Below are 19,502 nucleotides of genomic sequence, written 5' to 3'. Positions count from 1 at the left end.
ATAGTCATATGGACGCAACCTTGCCAGCCCGAATATCCGGCGTAAGGAAAAGCGCAGCTTGATAAAAGAGCAACGGAGCCCCCGCATGACCGAAGTGCTGAACACCCTCCTCGACGGCTACCGCCGCTTCCGCGACACCGGCTGGTCGCACAACCGCGAACGCTGGGACCAGCTCGGCCAGGGGCAGTCGCCGCAGGTCATGGTGATCGCCTGCTCGGACAGCCGAGTCGATCCCAGCCAGATCTTCGACGTCGATCCCGGCACGATCTTCGTCGTGCGCAACGTCGCCGCCCTGGTGCCGCCGTTCGAGACGACGCCCGGCCATCACGGCGTCTCGGCTGCGCTGGAATTCGCGGTGCAGGTGCTCAAGGTGAAGGAAGTCGTGGTCATGGGCCATGGCCTGTGCGGCGGCTGCAAGGCGGCGCTGACGCAGGATTTGAAGGATGCAGAACTCGGTCAGGGCGGCTTCGTCGCCGACTGGATCTCGATGCTCGACGAGGCGCGTGAACCTGTCGCCCATACCCACGGCACCACTGGCCGCGATGCCGAACGCGCCATGGAGCAGGCGGCGGTCAAGGTCAGCCTCGACAACCTGATGACCTTCCCCTGCGTGAAGAGCAAGGTCGGCAAGGGCGAACTCACGCTGCGCGGCGCGTTCTTCGCGATCTCGGATGGCGTCCTGCACCTGCTGGACGAGCAGAGCGGTGAATTCTCGCCGGTATCATAATGCGGCCTTGATCCGACATCGAACACGAAAAAGGGCGCCGGGAAACCGGCGCCCTTCTCGTTTCGGCAATGCTTGCGAAGATCAGTTCGCAGCGGGAGCCGCAGCAGCCGTCGCCGGAGCGGCCTTGCCCTTGGCATAGGCCGACCACAGCTTGGCGACCGGCTGCCGGGTGCCGGTGACCTTGGCGAAGTTGGCTTCCGCATCGGCGTACTTGCCCTGCAGAGCCTGCGTCATGCCGAGGCGCAGCGCGACCTTGCTGGCGTCGACGCCAGGCATGGAAGCCGCCTTCGCGTAGAAGGTTTCGGCCTTGGCGGGCTGGTCGTAGCTCAGGAACACGTCACCTGCGGCAACCACGGTCGCGCCGGTAGCGCCCGGCTTGTTGGCATCGCGTTCAGTGGCGGGCAGCGAGGCCTTGTCGGCGGCAACGCGGCCTTCGGTGTTCGCCTTGTCCGGCACGTCGGCCGAGGTCAGCTTGCCCTTCGAGATACCGTCGTTCATCACCTTGCTCGCCTCGCCCGGGAAGGCGCGCGGATCGACGTTCTCGAGGTACTCGTAGTAGTCGCGCTTGTCGTTCATCGAACCCGTGAGGAACATCAGGCGCATGAGATCGAGGTTCTGGTCCCGCGGCAGCGAAGCAAGCTGGCGGACGACCGAGACCGCCGTGTTCCAGGTGCCGGGATAGTATTGCGCCAGCAGCGCCGCATACTCGGTCGAAGGCGCGAGCTGCTTGGCGGTGTAAGTCTGCTGCAAGACGCTGCGCAGCGCGGTTTCCGAAGGCGCGACACCCTTGGCCTGCGCGGCGGCAACATCGTCCTTGGCCATCTGCAGTGCGGCTTCGGGGTTGTTGTTGCGCTTGTACGCATCGGCAAGCACCAGGTCGAGCTGGCCTGACGAATCCACAAAGCCTGCATCCTTGGCAGCCTTGAGGTACTTTGCCGAGTTGGCATAGTCCTTGAGCTGATATGCCGTGACGCCGGCATCGTAGTTGGTCATCCCGACATTCGCAGCGTCGAGCTTGCCGCTTTCCAGCAGCATGAGGCTGCCCTGAAACTTCAGAGCGAGATCCTGCGAGATGATGCCGTAGTTGCGCATCATCGAACCGAGCGCATTCTTGTCGTCTGGCGTGGTGGCGGCTGCCGATGCCGACTGGAACGCAGCCTTGCCGTCACTGCCGACGCCTGCCTCGAACGCCTGCTTGGCAGCGGCGGTCGTTTCCGGGGTAGGCTTGCCACCGGGGATCTTTGCGATCGCGTCGTTCATAGCCTTTTGCAGCGGCTGCGCGACCTTCACGAACTCGGGGGAGAACTTGCCGGCGGCTTCCTTCTCCTTATCCTTCTTCGCGGCCATCGCGGGGGTGGCAACCGTCATCGCCAGTCCGCTCGACAGCGCGACTGCAAGGGCGACACGGGAAACAAGGAACTTGCGAGCCATCAAGGCTACTCCTCTCAAGGACAAAACCAACATCCTGCGGGACATGCGAAATCCTGCCCGACAGGATCGAAAATGGGCCGGGAGGGTTTGGCGGGGAAAAAGACCCTTGGCAACCTCTCGCCGCAAATAGGATCGCGCCACTGAACGCGCATTGAATGCAATTCGTCGCAGCCGTTCAGGTTCCCGTCCGAAGTGGCGTCCATATATGTGGAAAACGAGGCTCCCTGCCCCGCCCCACCCCCGGTTCCGGTGGCTTTCCCTGAGCGCATGTCCTAGTGCGATTCATCAACCCCTTCCCGCAACAACGGCGAAACAAAGCGCGTGAGCGACGACATCAACGATAGCCAGCCCGGTAGTCAGCCCCTTGGCCCGGAGGGCGAATTCACCCGCGTCGACATCGTCGACGAGATGAAGACGAGCTACCTCGATTACGCGATGAGCGTGATCGTCAGCCGCGCCCTCCCGGATGTGCGCGATGGTCTGAAGCCCGTTCACCGCCGCATCCTCTTCGCTTCGCAGGAAGGCGGCTTCGTCGCTGGCCGTCCGTACCGCAAGTCGGCCAAGATCGTCGGCGACGTGATGGGCAACTACCACCCGCACGGCGACGCCGCGATCTACGACGCGCTCGCACGCATGACGCAACCATGGTCGATGCGACTGCCGCTGATCGACGGTCAGGGCAACTTCGGCTCGATGGACCCCGATCCGCCAGCCTCGATGCGCTACACCGAGGCGCGTCTGGCCCGCGTCGCGAACTCGCTGCTCGACGATCTCGACAAGGACACCGTCGACTTCGCGGACAACTACGACGGGTCGCGCCAGGAGCCTACCGTCCTGCCCGCCCGCTTCCCGAACCTGCTGGTCAACGGCGCAGGCGGCATCGCGGTCGGCATGGCGACCAACATCCCGCCGCACAACCTCGGCGAAGTGATCGATGGCTGCTTCGCGATGATGGACAATCCGGGGATCACCTCGGAAGACCTGTTCCAGATCATCCCGGGCCCCGACTTCCCGACCGCACCGCTGATCCTCGGCCAGAGCGGCGCGCGCAATGCCGCGCTCACGGGCCGCGGCTCGATCATCCAGCGCTGCCGCAGCCACGTCGAGGAAGGACGCGGAAGCCGCAAGGACGCGCGCTCGATCGTCCTCACCTCGATCCCCTTCCAGGTCGGCAAGTCCAACCTCGTCGAGAAGATCGCCGAGGCCGCCAAGGACAAGCGGATCGAGGGCGTCTCCGACATCCGCGATGAATCCAACCGCGAAGGCGTGCGCGTGGTCATCGACCTCAAGCGCGACGCCTCGCCCGAAGTCGTGCTCAACCAGCTGTGGCGCAGCACTCCGGCGCAGTCGAACTTCGCCGCCAACATGCTGGCGATCCGCGGCGGCCGTCCCGAGATCATGTCGCTGCGCGACATCCTCCAGAACTTCATCCAGTTCCGCGAGCAGGTCATCACCCGCCGCACCAAGTTCGAACTGAACAAGGCGCGCGATCGGGCCCATATTCTGCTCGGCCTCGTCGTCGCGGTCTCGAACCTCGACGAGGTGGTGAAGATCATCCGCTCCTCGCCCGACCCGGCCGAGGCGCGCGCCAAGCTGATCGCCAAGGAATGGCCGATCGGCGACATCGCGCAGTACATCCGCCTCGTCGAAGCGATCGAACCGGAAGCCGAGGCCGAAGGCGGCATCTACCGCCTGTCCGAAGTGCAGGTGAAGGCGATCCTCGACCTGCGCCTGCACCGCCTGACGGCGCTGGGCCGCGACGAGATCGGCGACGAGCTGAAGCAGCTCGCCATCGCCATCGAGGAATACCTCTCGATCCTCGCCGACCGCGTGAAGCTCTACGCCGTCATGCGCGAGGAACTTCAAGCCGTGCGCGACGCCTATGCGACGCCGCGCGTGTCGGAGATCACCGCCGCCTTCGACGGGATCGACGACGAAGACCTGATCGAGCGCGAGGACATGGTCGTCACCGTGACCATGGACGGCTACATCAAGCGCACCGCCCTCTCCACCTTCCGTGCCCAGAACCGCGGCGGCAAGGGCCGCGCCGGCATGGCGACGAAGGACGAGGACGCGGTGACGACGATGTTCGTCACCTCCACCCACAACCCGGTGCTGTTCTTCTCGACCGCCGGAAAGGTCTACCGCCTCAAGGTCTACAAGCTACCCGAAGGCGGCCCGACCACGCGCGGTCGCCCGATCGTCAACCTCCTGCCCGCGCTGGACAAGGACGAGACGATCCAGACCGTGCTCGCGCTGCCCGAGGACGAGGCGGAATGGAGCAAGCTGTCGGTCGTGTTCGCCACGGCCAAGGGCAACGTGCGCCGCAACGCGATGGATTCCTTCGCGAACATTCCGAGCAACGGCAAATTCGCCATGCGCTTCGACGAAGGCAGCGATGACCGCCTGATCGGCGTGGCGCTGCTGGAGCCGAGCGACGACGTGCTTCTCGCCACCCGCCAGGGCAAGGCGATCCGCTTCCCCGGCGACGACGTGCGCGAGTTCACGAGCCGCACTTCCACCGGCGTGCGCGGAATGAGCCTCAAGGGCGACGACGAGGTCATCTCGCTCTCGATCCTCCACCGCGTCGGCACCGATGCCGAGGAGCGCGAGCAGTACCTGCGCTTCGCCCCGTGGAAGGGCGAGAAGGAAGGCGAGCCGACCATCGCTGCCGAGCGCGTCGCGGAACTGGCCGAGCGCGAGCAGTTCATCCTCACCGTCTGCGCCAACGGCTACGGCAAGCTGTCCTCGGCCTACGAGTACCGGCGCACCGGTCGCGGCGGTCAGGGCATCACGAACATCGACAACATCGGTCGTAACGGTCCGGTGGTCGCCAGCTTCCCGGCCACTCGCGCGCAGCAGCTCATGCTGGTGACCGATCAGGCGAAGCTGATCCGCCTGCCGCTCGATTCGCTGCGGGTGATCGGCCGTGGCTCTGCGGGCGTGCGCCTCTTCACCGTCTCGGGCGACGAGCACGTCGTCAGCGCCGTGCGCCTCGACGAAGAGAACGAGGAGGAGGCTTCGACAGTGGATACCCCCGCGAGCGAGACCGCCGCTCCGGAAGCACCCGAAGGCGAAGCATGACCGACGCTGCCGCGCCTGCGGTCGCTTATAAGATCTTGACCGGCGAGCAGCTTTCGCGGTTGCTCGCCGACGGGACTTTCGCAGGGGCCCCGGTCGATCTGGCCGACGGCTACATCCACATGTCCACCGCCGAGCAGGCGCAGGGCACGCTGGACAAGCATTTCGCCGGACAGGACGACCTTCACGTCGCCGCCGTCGATCTTGCGGCCTTGGGGAGCACCGTGAAGTGGGAAGTCTCACGCGGCGGCGCGCTGTTCCCGCACATCTACGCCGATCTGCCGCTTTCGGCGGTGATCGCTCATGCGCAGGTCGAGCGAAACAGCGATGGGGTGCTCGTTCTTCCTTGAGAGCGTCCGCGGATATCCTCGCGATCTTGACAAATATCGCCAAATAGGTTATATGGCCCAGCATCCGCCGGACCTGACGTACAAGGGTTCGACGGTGTATCGGGTCGGCGTCGTGGGCCGGGATGCGGTATCAAGCCGTAGCTACGCACCACGGTGTCCATCGAAGACCCGGACCGTCCTCTAGGCTCTGGCCCGGCCGTTCCCCCAACCGAGTATATCGGCCTGGGAGCGGCTCTCCCGGAAGTCCCATGACCGATACCGACGCGAGCCCCAACGTCGGCCATACCGGACAGGTCCGATGGAATACAGGTCGAGCCGGGCTGACTGCACCTACCCGGCCACTCGCAACGCGCTGTGGAAACCAGACCCCCGCGTCCCGTCCGGACGCTCACGACGCCGACCCGATGTTCACTCTCGGATCCTCGCGTTTCCTTCCCCGGCGTTAGGCCCGCACTCGCCAGCGGGCGTTTTCGTGTGTCCATTCCAGACGTTCGTCATTGCGAGCGTAGCGAAGCAATCCAGCGCAGTTCTATGCCGCTGGATTGCTTCGCTGCGCTCGCAATGACGAAGTGTGGGTGCGGATAACGCCAATCCCTCCCCGAGCTTGTCTCGGGGAGGGATTTACACAACGATCACCGCAACTCCTCGCGCATCCGCAATTCGCCGGTCACGCCCGTGGCCAGCACCAGATTGCCCAGATAGAACAGCGGCCATGCCGCCAGCGCCAGTACCGCACTGCCGCTCGACGCCGCGATCTCCAGCACCACGCCTGCGACGATCAGCGCTGCCCCTGCTCCCACGCGCGATCGCGGAAATGTGCTGATCCACGCTGCCGCAGCCATGCCGCCCAGCGCCAGTCCGAGAAACAGCGGCACTCCGACACCCGCGCGGTCGGCCGCGAAGAAGCAGAGCAGCGGCGTCCCCACCGTCAGCGCCAGCGCCGAAGCGCGCCGCCCGCTGTCCATGACCGGCGTGCGATGGACGAGGAACAGCGTGAGCCCGATCAGGAACGCAACCAGCATCGCGTTGAGCCCGATCACCGGCACCTCGTACCACAGCGCCGATCCGACAGCCTCCAGCCCCAGCATTCCCGCCAGTGAGCGGGTGTCGTTACCGCGATGGCGCAACACCGCATAGACCGCGAGCAAGGCCAGCGGCGCTCCCTTGAGCATCAGCAGGTAGAGGCCCGGAAGGCGGCTGTCCTGCAGCCATACCCACATCACGGCGAGGATCATGCTCGCCAGCAACCATGGGCGGCGTTCGATCAGCGCACGTCGGGACATTCATACTCCTTGCGATTGGCCGGGCGGAAACTTGCGCGAACGGCCATGGCAGATGCTCCGCCCCTTTTCCATGGCGGCGAGAAGGTCTAGGCGCATGCGCCATGACCCACCAGATCCACATCATCGGCGGTGGCCTCGCCGGAAGCGAAGCCGCATGGCAGCTCGGCCGCCGCGGTTTCAACGTGCGCCTTTCCGAAATGCGCGGCACCGGAGAGCGCAGCCCCGCCCACCAGGGCGACGGGCTCGCCGAGCTCGTCTGCTCGAACTCGTTCCGCTCCGACGACAGCGAGAAGAACGCCGTCGGCCTGCTCCACCACGAAATGCGCCAGTGCGACTCGCTCATCATGGGCGCCGCCGCCATGGCGCAGGTGCCCGCCGGCTCGGCGCTGGCGGTGGATCGCGAGATCTTCTCCGCCGAAGTCGAGGCGCGCCTGTCCGCCCTCCCCAATGTCGAGATCGTCCGCGAGCGCATCGACGCCCTGCCCTCCGACGGCCCGGTCATCGTCGCCACCGGCCCGCTCACCGCCGAGGCGCTGGCGGGCTCGATCGGCGCGGCGACTGGCGCGGACAGCCTCGCCTTCTTCGATGCCATCGCGCCCATCGTCTACCGCGACACCATCGACATGGACGTGTGCTGGATGGCGTCTCGCTGGGATAAGGGCGAGACCAAGGACTACATCAACTGCCCGATGACCAAGGAGCAGTACCTGACCTTCCACGCCGCGCTGTTGGCTGGCGAGAAGACCGCGTTCAAGGAGTGGGAAGAGAACACCCCCTACTTCGACGGCTGCATGCCCATCGAAGTCATGGCCGAGCGTGGCGTCGACACCCTGCGCTTCGGCCCGATGAAGCCGGTCGGCCTCGACAATCCGCACTGGGCGACGCCCGAGCATCCGAACGGCCGCTGGGCTTATGCCGTCGTGCAGCTGCGGCAGGACAACAACCTCGGCACGATCTGGAACATGGTCGGCTTCCAGACCAAGCTCAAGCACGCCGAGCAGGTCCGCCTGTTCCGCACGATCCCCGGCCTTGAAAACGCCGAATTCGCGCGCCTTGGCGGTCTGCACCGCAACACCTTCCTCAATTCGCCGATACTGCTCGACCGCACCCTGCGCCTCAAGACCGCACCGAATGTGCGCTTTGCAGGCCAGATCACGGGCTGCGAGGGCTACGTGGAAAGCGCGGCAGTCGGCCTGATGGCAGGCCTGATGGCGGCCGCCGATCTCGCCGGTCGAGAATGGCAGGCCCCGCCGCGCACGACCGCGCTGGGCGCCCTGCTCTCGCACATCACCGGCGATGCCGAGGCGGAGACCTATCAGCCGATGAACGTGAACTTCGGCCTCTTCCCGCCCCTGCACGACGTGAAGAAGAAGCAGCGCAAGGAAGCCTACACCGAACGTGCCAAGGAAGAGATCACACCCTGGCTGGCGACGCTGGCAGGCTGATCCGGACCGTCAGCAACTGCATCTGGCCTTTTGTTTGGGCGGCGGCGCGGTCTTGCGGAACTCGACGGGCGTGAGATAGCCGTCGCGATCGCCGTCCGCGCCGTCGAACTTGTCGACGGTGGCGACGGCCCATTCCTCGAAGGTCAGCAGGTTGTTGCCGTCCTTGTCGAGCTTGCGGAAGCCGTCGGAACGCGTCGACAGCATCTCGTTGCGGGAAATCCGGCGGTCGCGATCCCGATCGAAACGGCCGAAGCGCCGCTGCTCACGGCTGAGATCGGTCGCCTCGGGAAGTTCGGGCCCGACCATGTCGCCGGCATCGGCGCTCGGCAGAGGTGCGGGCTCGGTAGCCATGGGTTCGGGAGGCGGCGCCGCGGCTTCCACCTCCGCATGCCCCTGCCACCAGAACAGGCCGATCCCCAAGGCCACCAGCACGAGGCCACCTAGCAGAAAGCGATTCATTGCGAGCCATCCATACCCGCAAGACTAGGCGCGCCGCAGTGCCTGAGGGAAATTACAAGGCTGCAATCAGAAGCCGAGCAGCCCGAGCCGCATGGCCTTGAGCAAGGCAGCGGGCGAAGTCGCGCCAGCTTCGTCCCCCTTGGCAAGCCGCCGCTCGGCGAGGCCGTGGAGCACCATCAGCGGACGCAGCGGACGCGACACGCGCGCTTTCTGAGCAGAACGCGCCAGTTCATGCACCACTTCGCGCTCCTGCGGATGACCGAGGCGCATCGCGAGATCATTGAGTGCCCACGCCCGGCCGAGGCTCAGCACCGCCTCGCGCTCATTGCCTCGTCCCAGGACTTCGGCCAGCGCAACGAAAGCTTCGGCCCTGCCATTCGCCATCGCCTCCAGCGCATTCGCGGGCAGAGGCGCGGCACCGGTCATCGTTTCCCAGCCATCGACAAGCGCCGACAGGGCGCCGTGTCGGCCGTTCCAACTCCGAAGCAGCGCCAGCAAAGGCTCGCCCTCCGGCCATTGCTCCGCGGGCTGCCCCAGCGACTCGCGCCACCATGCAAGGCGCAGTTGCGCCATCATCGGCTCGCGCGAATGGCGCAGAAGGTGGGCAAGACGCGCGTCGAGCGCCAGGAGCGCCAGCGTCGGCTCGCGCGCCGCTTTCGGCGCATAGGCCAGCGCCAGTCGCGAAACCGTGGGCAGCGACTGGACGAGGATGTCCTCGTTCGAAACGGTAATTTCGGGGGATCGGGAGTCGGTCACGCGGCCTCCCTAAAGCAGCACCGCCACCATGCAAGCCCGTGGGCAAAGTGGCCGGTGCGAAGGCGGGCGGCGGTTTAGAAACCGCCGCCCGCGCGTCACATCAACGATAGGTGACCTTCTTCACCGCCGCGACGATGCGGTCGGCGTCGATGATCGCCAGCTTCTCGAGGTTCGCGGCGTAAGGCAGCGGCACGTCCTCGTTGCACACGCGCACGACCGGCGCGTCGAGGTTGTCGAAGCCTTCTTCCATGCAGATCGCGATGATTTCCGACGCGATCGAGCAGACCGGGAAGCCCTCTTCCGCCACGACCATGCGGTTGGTCTTGGCGAGGCTTGCCAGCACCGTTTCCTTGTCGAGCGGACGCAGGGTGCGAAGGTCGATGACTTCGGCGTCGATGCCGTCCTCGGCCAGACGCTCGGCCGCTTCGAGAGCGAGACCGACGCCGATCGAGTAGGACACGATCGTCACGTCCTTGCCTTCGCGCATGACTCGGGCCTTGCCGATCGGCAGGACGTGGTCGTCAAGCTCGGGCAGCTCGAACGAACGACCGTAGACCAGTTCGTTCTCGAGGAACACGACCGGGTCTTCCGAGCGGATCGCCGCCTTGAGCAGGCCCTTGGCATCCGAAGCGTCGTAAGGCGCGATGACCACGAGGCCGGGGACGTTGGCGTACCATGGACCGTAGTTCTGCGAGTGCTGCGCGCCCACGCGCGAAGCCGCACCGTTCGGACCACGGAACACGATCGGGCAACGCATCTGGCCGCCGGACATGTAGTTGGTCTTGGCGGCCGAGTTGATGATGTGGTCGATCGCCTGCATGGCGAAGTTGAACGTCATGAACTCGATGACCGGGCGCAGACCGCCCATAGCCGCGCCGGTGCCGATACCGGCGAAGCCGTACTCGGTGATCGGCGTGTCGATGACCCGGGTCGGGCCGAACTCTTCGAGCAGCCCCTGGGTCACCTTGTAGGCGCCCTGGTATTCGGCGACTTCCTCGCCCATCACGAAGACGCGGCTGTCGCGGCGCATTTCCTCGGCCATTGCGTCGCGCAGGGCTTCGCGAACGGTCGAGGTCTTCATGTTGGTACCATGCGGCAGTTCGGGATCGCGCGCGGTCTTGAGGTCGCTCGCGAGATTGGCCGTGCCGCTGGGGGCCGGCGTCTTCTCTTCCGACTTCGGCGCTTCGTCGGCCTTGGCTTCGGCCTTCGGAGCCTCGACAGCCGAGACGTCCTCGCCGTCGCCCGCCAGCATCGCGATCACGGTGCCGACCTTCACGCCCTCGGTGCCTTCGGCCACGAGGATCTTGCCGACGGTGCCTTCGTCGATGGATTCGAATTCCATCGTCGCCTTGTCGGTCTCGATTTCAGCAAGGATAGTGCCCGAGGAAACCTCGTCGCCTTCCTTCACCAGCCACTTGGCCAGCTTGCCCTCTTCCATGGTCGGCGAGAGAGCGGGCATCTTCAGTTCGATCGCCATCTCAGTAGCTCTCCACCAGGACGTCGGTATAAAGTTCGGGTGCGTTGGGCTCCGGCGAGTTCTCGGCGAAGTCAGCGGATTCGGCGACCTGCGCACGGACGCGCTTGTCGATTTCCTTGAGCGCCTCTTCCGTCACGCCCATGCCCATCAGCTCGGTCTTGGCGTGGTCGATCGGGTCGCGCTTTTCGCGCACGCCCTGGACTTCCTCGCGGCTGCGGTACTTCGCAGGGTCGGACATCGAGTGGCCACGATAGCGGTACGTGTTCAGTTCCATGAGGACCGGGCCGTTACCGGCGCGCACATACTCAAGGGCGATCTCTGCCGACTTGCGAACTTCGAGAACGTCCATGCCGTCCACCGACATGCCGGGGATGCGGAACGCGGTGCCGCGGCGGTGGAAATGGGTCTCGGCCGAGCCACGCTTCACGGCGGTGCCCATGGCGTAGCCGTTGTTCTCGATCACGAAGATGATCGGCAGCTTCCAGAGAGCAGCCATGTTGAAGCTCTCGTAGACCTGGCCCTGGTTGGCCGCACCGTCGCCGAAGTAGGCCATCGCGACGCCACCGTCCTCACGGTACTTGTGCGCGAACGCCAGACCAGCGCCGAGCGAGACCTGCGCGCCGACGATGCCGTGGCCACCGTAGAAGCGATGCTCCACGGAGAACATGTGCATCGAACCGCCCTTGCCCTTCGAGATGCCGGCTTCGCGACCGGTCAGCTCGGCCATGATGACCTTGGGGTCGATGCCGTAGGCGAGCATATGGCCGTGATCGCGGTAGCCGGTGATGACCGAGTCCTTGTTCCCGTCGAGGGCGGACTGCAGGCCGACGGCAACAGCTTCCTGGCCGATGTAGAGGTGGCAGAAGCCGCCGATCAGACCGAGGCCGTAAAGCTGGCCTGCCTTTTCCTCGAAACGGCGGATGAGCAGCATCTGCTCATAGAGATGGAGCAGCTCTTCCTTGGACGGCTTGAAGCGCTTGTCGGCATCCAGGGCTTCCTGGAGACTGTGAAGCGCGAAATCCTCTTCAGTGGCAGCCGTTTCGGCTACCGATGTCTTTGCTTTGGGCAACGGGTGCTCCCCATCGTTGGTGCGATCGTTTCAGTTCGGGCGGTATAGGAAGGACGCTCGCAAAGCGAAAGCGTCGAGGCTCGAAATCGGCCTTCGAACGTGGACTTTTTTGCAACGAGGTTTGCAAAAAACTGCATCGCGCTACCTCTCCGTCGGGAGAGAACGCGCAACTCCTCAGGGGAGTTGCATCACCATTTCGTCGGGGCGCGCCACATTGAGGTTGCTGCGCACCAGCTCACCAGCAAGATCCGGATCCATCTTCTTGGGATCGAGAAGCCCGACACGGTTCTTCAGATGATCGCGATCGACCTTAAGGTCAGCAAGCTGCTGCTGGCGCTGCTCAAGCAGGCGCTGGTTTTCACCCCAGGCGAGCAACCCGCTCGGTCCGGCGACGCACCAGAGCCCCATGAGCAAAAGCACCGCCAAGGCAAGGCCCTGCACGAGACGCTCTCTGGCTATGTTGGTGTCCTGTCGCACGGTCCGCATCAGTCGCTTGAATCACATGTGATTCGGGGTTGCAAGCCTAAACCTAAAGGATTCCTGCGGTTTGCGACAGGTGGAAGCAATTTGCTTCGAACTCCGCTGAAGGATTTCGTGTTGATAAGTTTTCATTCTCGTCAAGTGTTACCCAGTGAACATTCCCCGAGTGCGTATCGCGGTTCCGCTTTGCCGCCCTTCCTGCTAGGCGCGCCGCCATGTTGAGCATTCGTGACATCACCGTGCGCCTCGGCGGCCGCACCATCATCGACAGCGCCTCGGCGACTTTGCCCCAGAACGGCAAGATCGGCCTGATCGGCCGCAACGGTGCCGGCAAGTCGACGCTGGTCAAGACCATCATCGGCCAGCTGGAGCCGGACGGCGGCTCGGTCGACATGCCGCGGCGTGCGCGCCTCGGCTACATCGCCCAGGAAGCGCCGAGCGGTACGCGCACGCCGTTCGAAGCGGTGGTGGAGGCGGATACTGAGCGCACGGCGCTGCTGGCGGAAGCGGAAACCTGCACCGACCCGAACCGCCTCGGCGACGTTCACGAGCGGCTGATCGCCATCGACGCCTATACCGCCCCTGCCCGCGCCGCGCGCATCCTCGTTGGTCTCGGATTCGATGAGGAGATGCAGGGTCGCCCGCTAGACAGCTACTCCGGCGGATGGAAGATGCGCGTGGCGCTGGCGGCGCTGCTGTTCTCCGAGCCCGACGTTATGCTGCTCGACGAACCGTCGAACCACCTTGATCTCGAAGCGACTCTGTGGCTGGAGAATTTCCTCAAGAGCTATCCCAAGACGCTGCTGGTCATCAGCCACGAGCGTGACCTGCTCAACACCGTCGTGGATCATATCCTGCACCTGCAGGCAGGCCGCCTGACGCTGTACCCGGGCAACTACGACAGCTTCGAGCGCATCCGCGCCGAGCGCGCCGCGCAAGCTGCGGCCGCGCGTGCGAACCAGGAGGCGCAGAAGAAGAAGCTGGCCGACTACGTGGCCCGCAACTCGGCGCGCGCCTCGACCGCCAAGCAGGCGCAGTCGCGCGCCAAGATGCTGGCGAAGATGCAGCCCATCGCGGCGATGGCCGAGGACAGCTCGCTCAGCTTCAACTTCCCGAGCCCCGACGAACTGCGCCCGCCGCTGATCACGCTCGACCTTGCTGCGGTGGGCTACGAGGCGGAGAAGCCGATCCTGCGTCGTCTCAACCTGCGCATCGATCCCGAGGACCGCATTGCGCTGCTCGGGCGCAACGGCAACGGCAAGACCACGCTGGCCCGACTGCTCGCACGGCAGCTCGATCCGATGGAGGGTGAGATCAACTTCTCGCCCAAGATTCGCATCGGCTACTTCACGCAGTATCAGGTCGAGGAACTGCCGTCCGATGCCACGCCGCTCGAACTGATGACGCGCGCCATGGACGGTAAGCCGCCGGTGGCGGTTCGCGGCCAGTTGGGCCGGTTCGGTTTCTCGGGCGACCGCGCCACGGCCGGCATCCGCACCCTGTCGGGCGGTGAACGCGCCCGCCTCGCTCTCGCGCTGGTGACACGCGACGCACCGCACATGCTCATCCTCGACGAGCCCACGAACCACCTCGATGTCGATGCACGCGAAGCGCTGGTGCAGGCACTCAACGACTTTGCAGGCGCGGTCATCCTCGTCAGCCACGATCGTCATATGGTCGAACTCGCGGCGGACCGGCTGGTGCTCGTCGATAACGGCACGGCGGCGAACTACGACGGATCGATGGAGGACTACATCGACTTCGTGCTTGGCCGGAACCAGCCGAAGCCGGAAGCAGCCGCCAAGGTCGGCGAGGCTCCGGCGAAAAAGTCGGGGGCCATCGCGCGCGAGGAGTTGAAGGCCCTGCGCAAGAAGGTCACCGCCGCCGAGACGCGCATGAAGCGAGCGCAAGCGGAGGTGGACGCGCTGCTTGACGCCCTTGCCGATCCGGCGTCGGCCAAAGGAGATCTCAAGGGGCTGGCGATCGGCGCACTGGGCAAGCGCCATGGTACGGCGGCAGAGGCGCTCGAAGTGGCTGAAACCGAATGGCTTGAAGTTCATGAGGAACTCGAAACCCTGATGGGACGAGGCAAGTGAGCGTCGCCTTTCGGCGCGACGGAGACGAGGAGCATTTGGAGCCCAAGTTCGAGGTGCCGATTCCACCCGGCCCTAACCTCGTCACCACTCGAGGTCGCGAATTGATCGTCGAGCGGATCGCGGAACTGGAAGTGCGCGTTGGGGCACTGGTCGAGGAAACCGCTCTCGCGTCTGCCAATCGCGACTTGCGCTACTGGCGGTCACGCCTCGATACGGCGCAGGTCCAGCCAGAGCCGGTGGGCGACACTATCCGGTTCGGCAATCGGGTACGCTTCGTACTGGGAGGAAAGACCCGAGAAATCGTGATCGTCGGCCATGACGAGGCCGATCCGGCACATGACCGGCTGGCGTTCATCTCCCCGCTCGCCCGCGCGCTGCTCGGTGCGCAGGCGGGTGACTTCGTCGATTTCAACGGTCGCGAAGATGCAATCGAAGTTCTGGAAGTGGGCGCCGCATAAGGCGCCCACCCGCAAGCGCTTCAGCGCACCCAGTCCTTTTCAGGGATACCCAACAGGCGCAGCACGCTGGTCAAATCACCCCGGTCGATCCAGCCATTCGCGGAGGCACGCGCCTTGGGCTTGGCGTGATAAGCGATGCCGTAAGTAGCTGCCTCCAGCATCGGAATGTCGTTGGCCCCATCACCAGTCGCCAAGCTGGTGACGCCCTCGCCCGCAGCTTCCAATTCGGCCAGCAAAGTCGCCTTCTTTACTGACGAATCGACGATCCCGCCGACGAGGCCTCCGGTCAGCTTGGCATCCGCCACTTCCAGGCGGTTGCCTACTACATGCTCGAACCCGAGCATCGCTGCCACCGGATCGGCAAAATGGTGAAAACCGCCGGTCACCAGTACCGTGCGGCACCCCAGTTTCTTGAGCGTCTCGACCAACACCTTCGCACCCGGCATCGGTGTGATGCGAGTAGCGAGGCATTCGTCGATAGCGCTCGTCGACAGGCCTGCAAGCAAGCCGACCCGCTCGCGCAGGGCCTGCTCGAAATCGAGTTCGCCCTGCATCGCGCGTTCGGTGATCTCGGCGATGCGCTCCTTGAGTCCCGCGAAGTCGCCCAGTTCATCGATGCATTCCTGCCCGATCATGGTCGAGTCCATGTCGGAAATGAACACCTTGGGCACCACTGGTTCGTCGGCGGTGACAAGCCCATCGGTCTTGCCGAAATGCAGATCCAGCGCGGTACGCAGCACCTGCGCATCATCGTCAGGCGAGTCGATCTGCATGGTCTGCCCGCAGAAATCGAGCATCGCGGCATCCGCGATCCGCACGCCGCCTTCGGCCATCTGTGCTTTCGCCGCTTCAAGGCTGGTCGAAAGATGATCCGGTTCTGCTATCAGCCGGGCAATGAGCACTGCGAATTCCCTTGATGCGCCATACGATATCGAAGCCGGAGATCGGCCGCCGCTGGCGCTCATCGCAGGGCCGACCGCCAGCGGCAAGAGCGATTGTGCCGTCAGGCTGGCGCAGGAACTTGAACGCCGGGGCCGTCGTGCGGTCATCGTGAACGCCGACAGTTCGCAGGTCTACGCCGATCTCACCATCCTGAGCGCACGCCCGACCAGTGAGGAAATGGGCGGCATCGAGCATCGCCTGTTTGGCGCATGGGATGGTGCGCAAAGCTGCTCCGCTGCGGACTGGGCCCGCGTCGCATCGGCGACGATCACCGAACTGCATGCCGATGGCGCTGTCCCGATCCTCGTCGGCGGAACCGGTCTTTACATCCGCACTCTGCTCGATGGCATCGCGCCGATCCCATCAATTGATCCGCAGATACGAGAGGCCGTGCGCGCCTTACCCGTAGCCGAGGCCTATGCTGCGTTGAGCATCGAAGACCCCGAACGTGCCGCGCGCCTTGCTCCCGCCGATACCACCCGCGTGGCGCGTGCGCTCGAAGTCGTGCGCTCCACCGGTTATGGACTTGCGCACTGGCAGGCGCAGACCAGCGGGGGGATCGTCGACACGGTGCGACTCCATCCCGTCGTTCTGCTGCCTGAACGGCAAACGCTTTATGCGCGCTGCGATCTGCGCTTCGATCGCATGATCGAACGCGGAGCCGTCGCTGAAGTCGAAATGCTCCTCGCACGAAACCTTGACCCTACGCTGGCCGTAATGCGCGCCATCGGCGTGCCCGAACTGGCTGGCGCGATCCATGGAGAGTGGTCGCTGGAATCTGCGGTCTCGCGAGGTGCTCAGGCTACGCGAAACTACGCCAAGCGCCAGTTCACTTGGCTAAGGCATCAGCCTCCGGAACAATGGCCTCGTGTTAAATTTCAAAATTACAACGAAACGACACTGAGTGATATTTTATTGCGTTTTCTGGGTTGACCTGACATATCCGCATCCTTAGAGGCCCATCCTACCTGCTGATGGAAGTTATGCAGGAAGGAGAGGAGACGACCCGGTACGCCCAGACCGACGTGCCGGGTCGGATTCATTAGGGGCCAGCCGGAACTGCCGGCGCTCCTGTCCAGACGGATTTGTGAAGGAATGTGTTGTGAGTGAAGAGCGCAGCGGCGCGAGCATCCTGGTTGAAAGCCTGGTCCGACAGGGGGTCGAATTCGTATTCGGCTATCCCGGCGGCGCCGTGCTTCCGATCTATGACGCTCTCTTCGGTGACGAACGACTTCGCCACATCCTCGTCCGGCACGAAGCCGGTGCGGCTCATGCCGCCGAGGGGTATGCACGTTCGACCGGCAAGCCCGGTGTCGTGCTCGTCACCTCCGGCCCCGGCGCGACAAATGCGATCACCGGCATCGCCGATGCCTTCCTCGATTCGATTCCGCTCGTTGTCATCACCGGACAGGTTCCGACCGCGCTGATCGGCTCGGATGCATTCCAGGAAGCCGACACGGTCGGCATCTCGCGCCACTGCACCAAGCACAATTACCTAGTGAAAGACCCAGCCGACCTCGCCGCGATCGTCGACGAGGCGTTCCAGATCGCCACTACCGGCCGCCCCGGCCCGGTGCTGATCGACATCCCCAAGGATGTGCAGATCGCCCTGGCCACATGGAGCGACGGCCCGATCCAGCGCCATCAGCGCTACAACCCGCGCACCGAGGGAACCTCGGAGGAAATCAAGCGCGCGGTCGAGATGCTGGCCAATGCCAAGGCTCCGGTGTTCTACACTGGCGGCGGCGTCATCAACTCCGGCCCGCGTGCGACGGCACTTCTGCGTGAGCTGCAGGCGAAGACCGGCGCGCCCGTCACTTCGACGCTGATGGGTCTCGGCGCCTTCCCGGCCGACCATGCTGACTGGCTGGGCATGCTGGGTATGCACGGTACTTTCGAAGCCAACATGGCGATGAACCAGGCGGATCTGATCGTCTGCGTCGGCGCCCGCTTCGATGACCGTGTAACCGGCCGCCTCGACGCCTTCGCGCCGAACTCGGAAAAGATCCACATCGACATCGACCGCGCATCGATCAACAAGACGGTTCAGGTCGATCTGCCGATTATCGGCGACTGCGCGACCGTGCTCGATCAGATGCTGGCCGAGTGGGGGAGCCGCAAGCCGCAGGATCTCACCGCATGGAAGGCGCGCGTCGATGGCTGGCGTGAGCGCAAGAGCCTCGCCTACCCTTCGAACGCGCAGGCTATCATGCCGCAGTTGGCAGTCGAGCGTCTTTACGAGCTGACCAAGGCCAAGGATCCGGTGATCTCGACGGAGGTCGGCCAGCACCAGATGTGGGCGGCGCAGTACTTCCCGTTCTTCTCACCCAACAAGTGGCTGACCTCGGGCGGTCTCGGCACCATGGGCTACGGCCTGCCCGCCGCGATCGGCGCTCAGTGCGGCAACCCGGACAGCCTGGTCATCGACATCGCGGGCGACGCCTCTATCCAGATGAACATCCAGGAACTGGGCACCGCCACGCAGTACCGCCTGCCGGTCAAGGTGTTCATCCTCAACAACGAGTGGATGGGCATGGTCCGCCAGTGGCAGGAGCTCACTTACGAGAGCCGCTATTCCAACTCGTACTCGGACAGCCTGCCGGACTTTGTGAAGCTGGCCGAAGCCTACGGCTGGAAGGGCATCCGCATCGAGAACGAGAGCGAACTCGACGTGGGCATCCAGGCGATGATCGACTATCCCGGCCCGGTGATTGTCGACTGTCTGGTCCACAAGGAAACCAACTGCTTCCCGATGATCCCCTCGGGCGCGGCGCATACCGACATGATCCTCTACGGCGATACCGTTGCCGGCACGATGGATGATGAAGCCAAGGCGCTGGTCTGAGGAACGAGACGAACAATGATGCATATCCAGCATGAAGCCGAGGAACGGCACGTCCTGACCGTCACGGTCGACAACGAGGCGGGCATCCTCGCCAAGATCGCCGGGCTTTTCACCGCGCGCGGCTACAACATCGACAGCCTCACCGTGGCCGACATCACCGACAATCACGCGGTAAGCCGGATCACGATCGTCACCCACGGGCCGCGCAGCCAGATCGACCAGATCCACGCGCAGCTTGAACGGCTGGTGCCGGTCCACAAGGTGGTGGACCTCACCGAGGTCGGCCCTCACGTCGCACGCGAACTCGCGCTCGTGAAGGTGGCGGGCGTCGGCGACAAGCGCGTCGAGGCGCTGCGCATCGCCGAGGTTTTCCGTGCGCGCCCGGTCGATACCACGACCGAGAGCTTCATCTTCGAGATGACCGGCGCGCCGGACAAGATCGACAGCTTCGTGGCGCTGATGCGCGACCTCGGCCTTGTGGAAGTCGGACGCACCGGGATCGTCGCGATGGCGCGTGGGCCCGAGGAAGCCTGAGTTTCAAATTTGCGCCGCCCCGCCCGGGACGGCGCTTGGATCGATAACCGTCCCGGTCAGCCGGGATGA

Annotated in this window: 17 protein-coding genes; 9 read left to right on the top strand and 8 right to left on the bottom strand. The window is 64.6% G+C overall.

Features of this window, described 5'->3' with window-relative positions; translation table 11 throughout:
* The first annotated feature begins 85 nt into the window (after positions 1-85).
* Positions 86-727, top strand: coding sequence for a carbonic anhydrase (locus LO787_RS16860; protein ID WP_232492153.1), 642 nt, complete (start codon positions 86-88; stop codon positions 725-727).
* Between the two features lie 81 nt (positions 728-808).
* Here LO787_RS16860 and LO787_RS16855 read toward each other — a convergent pair whose 3' ends face one another.
* On the bottom strand, positions 809-2,158 hold the full coding sequence (locus tag LO787_RS16855; protein WP_232492152.1) for an outer membrane protein assembly factor BamD: 1,350 nt from the start codon (positions 2,156-2,158) through the stop codon (positions 809-811).
* 321 nt (positions 2,159-2,479) lie between these two features.
* On the opposite strand from LO787_RS16855, the gene gyrA reads away from it, so the two are divergent.
* Together gyrA and LO787_RS16845 are read left to right on the top strand one after the other, a co-directional pair.
* Positions 2,480-5,242, top strand: coding sequence for a DNA gyrase subunit A (gyrA, locus tag LO787_RS16850; protein ID WP_232492151.1), 2,763 nt, complete (start codon positions 2,480-2,482; stop codon positions 5,240-5,242).
* Entirely contained in the window at positions 5,239-5,589 is a 351-nt protein-coding gene (locus LO787_RS16845; protein WP_232492150.1) for a DUF952 domain-containing protein, read from the top strand. Before gyrA ends, LO787_RS16845 begins: the two co-directional genes overlap by 4 nt.
* A 632-nt stretch (positions 5,590-6,221) precedes the next feature.
* Here the strand turns inward: LO787_RS16845 and LO787_RS16840 are convergent.
* Positions 6,222-6,872 (bottom strand): hypothetical protein, encoded by a 651-nt coding sequence (locus LO787_RS16840; RefSeq protein WP_232492149.1) that lies wholly within the window; start codon positions 6,870-6,872, stop codon positions 6,222-6,224.
* Positions 6,873-6,973: 101 nt separating this feature from the next.
* On the opposite strand from LO787_RS16840, the gene trmFO reads away from it, so the two are divergent.
* Entirely contained in the window at positions 6,974-8,317 is a 1,344-nt protein-coding gene (gene trmFO, locus LO787_RS16835) for a methylenetetrahydrofolate--tRNA-(uracil(54)-C(5))-methyltransferase (FADH(2)-oxidizing) TrmFO (RefSeq protein WP_232492148.1), read from the top strand.
* Positions 8,318-8,326: 9 nt separating this feature from the next.
* Here trmFO and LO787_RS16830 read toward each other — a convergent pair whose 3' ends face one another.
* The 5 genes from LO787_RS16830 to LO787_RS16810 all read right to left on the bottom strand — a co-directional run bounded on the left by LO787_RS16830 (position 8,327) and on the right by LO787_RS16810 (position 12,564).
* Positions 8,327-8,776, bottom strand: coding sequence for an EF-hand domain-containing protein (locus LO787_RS16830; RefSeq protein WP_232492147.1), 450 nt, complete (start codon positions 8,774-8,776; stop codon positions 8,327-8,329).
* 66 nt (positions 8,777-8,842) lie between these two features.
* Complete coding sequence (locus tag LO787_RS16825; protein ID WP_232492146.1) at positions 8,843-9,532, bottom strand: hypothetical protein; 690 nt, start codon at positions 9,530-9,532, stop codon at positions 8,843-8,845.
* Positions 9,533-9,632: 100 nt separating this feature from the next.
* On the bottom strand, positions 9,633-11,009 hold the full coding sequence (locus LO787_RS16820; RefSeq protein WP_232492145.1) for a pyruvate dehydrogenase complex E1 component subunit beta: 1,377 nt from the start codon (positions 11,007-11,009) through the stop codon (positions 9,633-9,635).
* A gap of 1 nt (position 11,010) precedes the next feature.
* Positions 11,011-12,078, bottom strand: coding sequence for a pyruvate dehydrogenase (acetyl-transferring) E1 component subunit alpha (gene pdhA, locus LO787_RS16815; protein ID WP_232492144.1), 1,068 nt, complete (start codon positions 12,076-12,078; stop codon positions 11,011-11,013).
* A 174-nt stretch (positions 12,079-12,252) separates the two neighbouring features.
* Positions 12,253-12,564 (bottom strand): FtsB family cell division protein, encoded by a 312-nt coding sequence (locus LO787_RS16810; RefSeq protein WP_232492143.1) that lies wholly within the window; start codon positions 12,562-12,564, stop codon positions 12,253-12,255.
* Positions 12,565-12,773: 209 nt separating this feature from the next.
* On the opposite strand from LO787_RS16810, the gene LO787_RS16805 reads away from it, so the two are divergent.
* The gene (locus tag LO787_RS16805; protein WP_232492142.1) at positions 12,774-14,654 is read left to right on the top strand and encodes an ABC-F family ATP-binding cassette domain-containing protein; all 1,881 of its coding nucleotides are present in this window, start codon (positions 12,774-12,776) and stop codon (positions 14,652-14,654) included.
* On the top strand, positions 14,651-15,112 hold the full coding sequence (locus LO787_RS16800) for a GreA/GreB family elongation factor (RefSeq protein ID WP_232492141.1): 462 nt from the start codon (positions 14,651-14,653) through the stop codon (positions 15,110-15,112). Before LO787_RS16805 ends, LO787_RS16800 begins: the two co-directional genes overlap by 4 nt.
* A gap of 20 nt (positions 15,113-15,132) precedes the next feature.
* Here LO787_RS16800 and serB read toward each other — a convergent pair whose 3' ends face one another.
* A complete protein-coding gene (serB, locus tag LO787_RS16795; RefSeq protein ID WP_232492140.1) occupies positions 15,133-16,014 on the bottom strand; it encodes a phosphoserine phosphatase SerB in 882 nt (293 codons plus the stop codon).
* Between serB and miaA the strand changes: the two genes are divergently transcribed.
* From miaA to ilvN, 3 genes are all read left to right on the top strand, one after another.
* Positions 16,007-16,987, top strand: coding sequence for a tRNA (adenosine(37)-N6)-dimethylallyltransferase MiaA (gene miaA, locus LO787_RS16790; protein ID WP_232492139.1), 981 nt, complete (start codon positions 16,007-16,009; stop codon positions 16,985-16,987). The genes serB and miaA overlap by 8 nt on opposite strands.
* A 169-nt stretch (positions 16,988-17,156) precedes the next feature.
* Positions 17,157-18,899: a biosynthetic-type acetolactate synthase large subunit gene (ilvB, locus tag LO787_RS16785; RefSeq protein ID WP_232492138.1), complete on the top strand. Its 1,743-nt coding sequence runs from the start codon at positions 17,157-17,159 to the stop codon at positions 18,897-18,899.
* A gap of 15 nt (positions 18,900-18,914) precedes the next feature.
* Entirely contained in the window at positions 18,915-19,433 is a 519-nt protein-coding gene (gene ilvN / locus LO787_RS16780) for an acetolactate synthase small subunit (protein ID WP_232492137.1), read from the top strand.
* Positions 19,434-19,502: the final 69 nt, after the last annotated feature.

The organism is Novosphingobium kaempferiae (assembly GCF_021227995.1).
Classification (GTDB): Bacteria; Pseudomonadota; Alphaproteobacteria; order Sphingomonadales; family Sphingomonadaceae; genus Novosphingobium; species Novosphingobium kaempferiae.
Note: the sequence above shows the minus strand (reverse complement) of the source record. Positions and strands in the feature narration are given on the sequence as shown.

Excerpts from the sequence above, each read along its gene's own strand:
- LO787_RS16860 (WP_232492153.1), top strand. The coding sequence starts at position 86 with ATGACCGAAGTGCTGAACACCCTCCTCGACGGCTACCGCCGCTTCCGC.
- LO787_RS16855 (WP_232492152.1), bottom strand. The coding sequence starts at position 2,158 with ATGGCTCGCAAGTTCCTTGTTTCCCGTGTCGCCCTTGCAGTCGCGCTG.
- LO787_RS16845 (WP_232492150.1), top strand. The coding sequence starts at position 5,239 with ATGACCGACGCTGCCGCGCCTGCGGTCGCTTATAAGATCTTGACCGGC.
- LO787_RS16840 (WP_232492149.1), bottom strand. The coding sequence starts at position 6,872 with ATGTCCCGACGTGCGCTGATCGAACGCCGCCCATGGTTGCTGGCGAGC.
- trmFO (WP_232492148.1), top strand. The coding sequence starts at position 6,974 with ATGACCCACCAGATCCACATCATCGGCGGTGGCCTCGCCGGAAGCGAA.
- LO787_RS16830 (WP_232492147.1), bottom strand. The coding sequence starts at position 8,776 with ATGAATCGCTTTCTGCTAGGTGGCCTCGTGCTGGTGGCCTTGGGGATC.
- LO787_RS16820 (WP_232492145.1), bottom strand. The coding sequence starts at position 11,009 with ATGGCGATCGAACTGAAGATGCCCGCTCTCTCGCCGACCATGGAAGAG.
- LO787_RS16810 (WP_232492143.1), bottom strand. The coding sequence starts at position 12,564 with ATGCGGACCGTGCGACAGGACACCAACATAGCCAGAGAGCGTCTCGTG.
- LO787_RS16805 (WP_232492142.1), top strand. The coding sequence starts at position 12,774 with ATGTTGAGCATTCGTGACATCACCGTGCGCCTCGGCGGCCGCACCATC.
- miaA (WP_232492139.1), top strand. The coding sequence starts at position 16,007 with ATGAGCACTGCGAATTCCCTTGATGCGCCATACGATATCGAAGCCGGA.
- ilvN (WP_232492137.1), top strand. The coding sequence starts at position 18,915 with ATGATGCATATCCAGCATGAAGCCGAGGAACGGCACGTCCTGACCGTC.